General features: G+C 56.3%; 2 rRNA genes (1 of these 2 running past the window's edge). Both read right to left on the bottom strand.

Annotation, left to right across the window (positions count from 1 at the left end):
* Positions 1-110 precede the first annotated feature (110 nt).
* A 5S ribosomal RNA gene (rrf, locus tag GGQ63_RS21775) occupies positions 111-225 on the bottom strand.
* Positions 226-287: 62 nt separating this feature from the next.
* Positions 288-2,637, bottom strand: a 23S ribosomal RNA gene (locus GGQ63_RS21770); it runs 396 nt beyond the window's last position.

Below are 2,637 nucleotides of genomic sequence, written 5' to 3'. Positions count from 1 at the left end.
GCGCACAGCAAAACCCCCGCCGGCTGTTGGGCACGGGCGGGGGTTTTGGGATTGCATCGCGAAGGGAAGGTTGTGATCTCGAAGAGGATGTTCGTTCGTGTGTTTGGCAGGCCTGGCAGCGACCTACTCTCCCGTGTCTTGAGACAAAGTACCATTGGCGCTGAGGAGTTTGACGGCCGAGTTCGGAATGGGATCGGGTAGAGGCTCCTCGCAAGAACCACCAGGCCGGCGAAACACACGAAGAAACTGGTCTTTTCCGCTCCGGTCATGAGCATGGATTAATGAGAGCGATCAAGCCGATCGAGCGATTAGTACCGGTAAGCTGCATGCGTTGCCGCACTTCCACACCCGGCCTATCGACGTGGTCGTCTACCACGGCTCTCAAGGGAGAACTCGTTTCGAGGTGGGTTTCCCGCTTAGATGCCTTCAGCGGTTATCCCGTCCGCACATAGCTACCCTGCAATGCGGCTGGCGCCACAACAGGTCCACCAGAGGTGCGTCCATCCCGGTCCTCTCGTACTAAGGACAGATCCTCTCAATTCTCCTACACCCACGGCAGATAGGGACCGAACTGTCTCACGACGTTCTGAACCCAACTCACGTACCACTTTAATCGGCGAACAGCCGAACCCTTGGGACCTTCTCCAGCCCCAGGATGTGATGAGTCGACATCGAGGTGCCAAACGATTCCGTCGCTGTGGACGCTTGGGAATCATCAGCCTGTTATCCCCAGAGTACCTTTTATCCGTTGAGCGATGGCCCGTCCACGTGGGACCACCGGATCACTATGGCCGTCTTTCGACTCTGCTCGACTTGTCAGTCTCGCAGTCAGGCGGGCTTATGCCATTGCACTCGACGAGCGATTTCCGACCGCTCTGAGCCCACCATCGCGCGCCTCCGTTACACTTTGGGAGGCGACCGCCCCAGTCAAACTACCCACCATGCACTGTCCCGGACCCGGATGACGGGCCGCGGTTAGACAGTCATGTTAGTAAGGGTGGTATTTCAAGGATGGCTCCACCCGAGCTGGCGCCCGGGCTTCAAAGCCTACCACCTATCCTACACATACCGACACGAATGCCAGTGCAAAGTTGTAGTAAAGGTTCATGGGGTCTTTCCGTCTGACCGCGGGAACCCCGCATCTTCACGGGGAATTCAATTTCACTGAGTAGGTGCTGGAGACAGCGGGGAAGTCGTTACGCCATTCGTGCAGGTCGGAACTTACCCGACAAGGAATTTCGCTACCTTAGGACCGTTATAGTTACGGCCGCCGTTTACCGGGGCTTCGATTCAGAGCTTGCACCCCTCCTCTTAACCTTCCGGCACCGGGCAGGCGTCAGACCCTATACGTCGCCTTACGGCTTCGCAGAGCCCTGTGTTTTAGGTAAACAGTCGCTACCCCCTAGTCTGTGCCCCCGATCCCTGGTTGCCCAGGAACCGGGCCTCCTTCTCCCGAAGTTACGGAGGCAATTTGCCGAGTTCCTTCAGCACCATTCTCTCAAGCGCCTTGGTATACTCTACCAGTCCACCTGTGTCGGTTTAGGGTACGGTCTGTAAGCGGGAGCTATTTCCTGGAACTCCTTCACCGCCCGACCAATCCAATAAGGCCGAACGATACACGGAATTCGTCACTACCCGCAGGCTGAGGAATATTGACCTCATTCCCATCGACTACGCCTTTCGGCCTCGCCTTAGGGACCGGCTAACCCTGCGCAGATTAGCTTTACGCAGGAACCCTTGGACTTTCGGCGACAGTGTCTCTCACACTGTTTGTCGTTACTCATGTCAGCATTCGCACTTCCGATACCTCCAGGAGCCCTCGCGGGTCTCCCTTCACTGGCTTACGGAACGCTCCGCTACCGCGCACTCGCGTGCACCCGCAGCTTCGGCACATGGCTTGAGCCCCGTTACATTGTCGGCGCAGGAACCCTTGTCTAGACCAGTGAGCTGTTACGCTTTCTTTAAATGATGGCTGCTTCTAAGCCAACATCCTGGTTGTTTTGGGATCCCCACATCCTTTCACACTTAGCCATGATTTGGGGGCCTTAGCTGGCGGTCAGGGTTGTTTCCCTTTTCACGACGGACGTTAGCACCCGCCGTGTGTCTGCCGGACAGTACTCTCGGGTATTCGGAGTTTGGTTAGGTTTGGTAAGGTGGTAAACCCCCCTAGCCCATCCAGTGCTCTACCCCCCGAGGTATTCATCCGACGCTCTACCTAAATAGATTTCGCGGAGAACCAGCTATTTCCGAGTTTGATTGGCCTTTCACCCCTAGCCACAAGTCATCCGCGTCTTTTTCAACAGACGTCGGTTCGGCCCTTCAGTGCGTGTTACCGCACCTTCAGCCTGCTCATGGCTAGATCACCCGGTTTCGGGTCTAATCCGACGAACTGAACGCCCTGTTCAGACTCGCTTTCGCTACGCCTACGCCTACCGGCTTAAGCTTGCTCGTCAGACTAAGTCGCTGACCCATTATACAAAAGGTACGCCGTCACCCAGGACGAACCTTGGGCTCCGACTGTTTGTAAGCATCCGGTTTCAGGAACTCTTTCACTCCCCTTGTCGGGGTGCTTTTCACCTTTCCCTCACGGTACTTGTGCACTATCGGTCGCTGAGGAGTACTTAGGCTTGGAGGGTG

This window comes from Prosthecomicrobium pneumaticum, assembly GCF_014199915.1.
Taxonomy (GTDB): Bacteria; Pseudomonadota; Alphaproteobacteria; order Rhizobiales; family Kaistiaceae; genus Prosthecomicrobium; species Prosthecomicrobium pneumaticum.
This window is presented reverse-complemented; position numbering and strand designations above follow the sequence as displayed.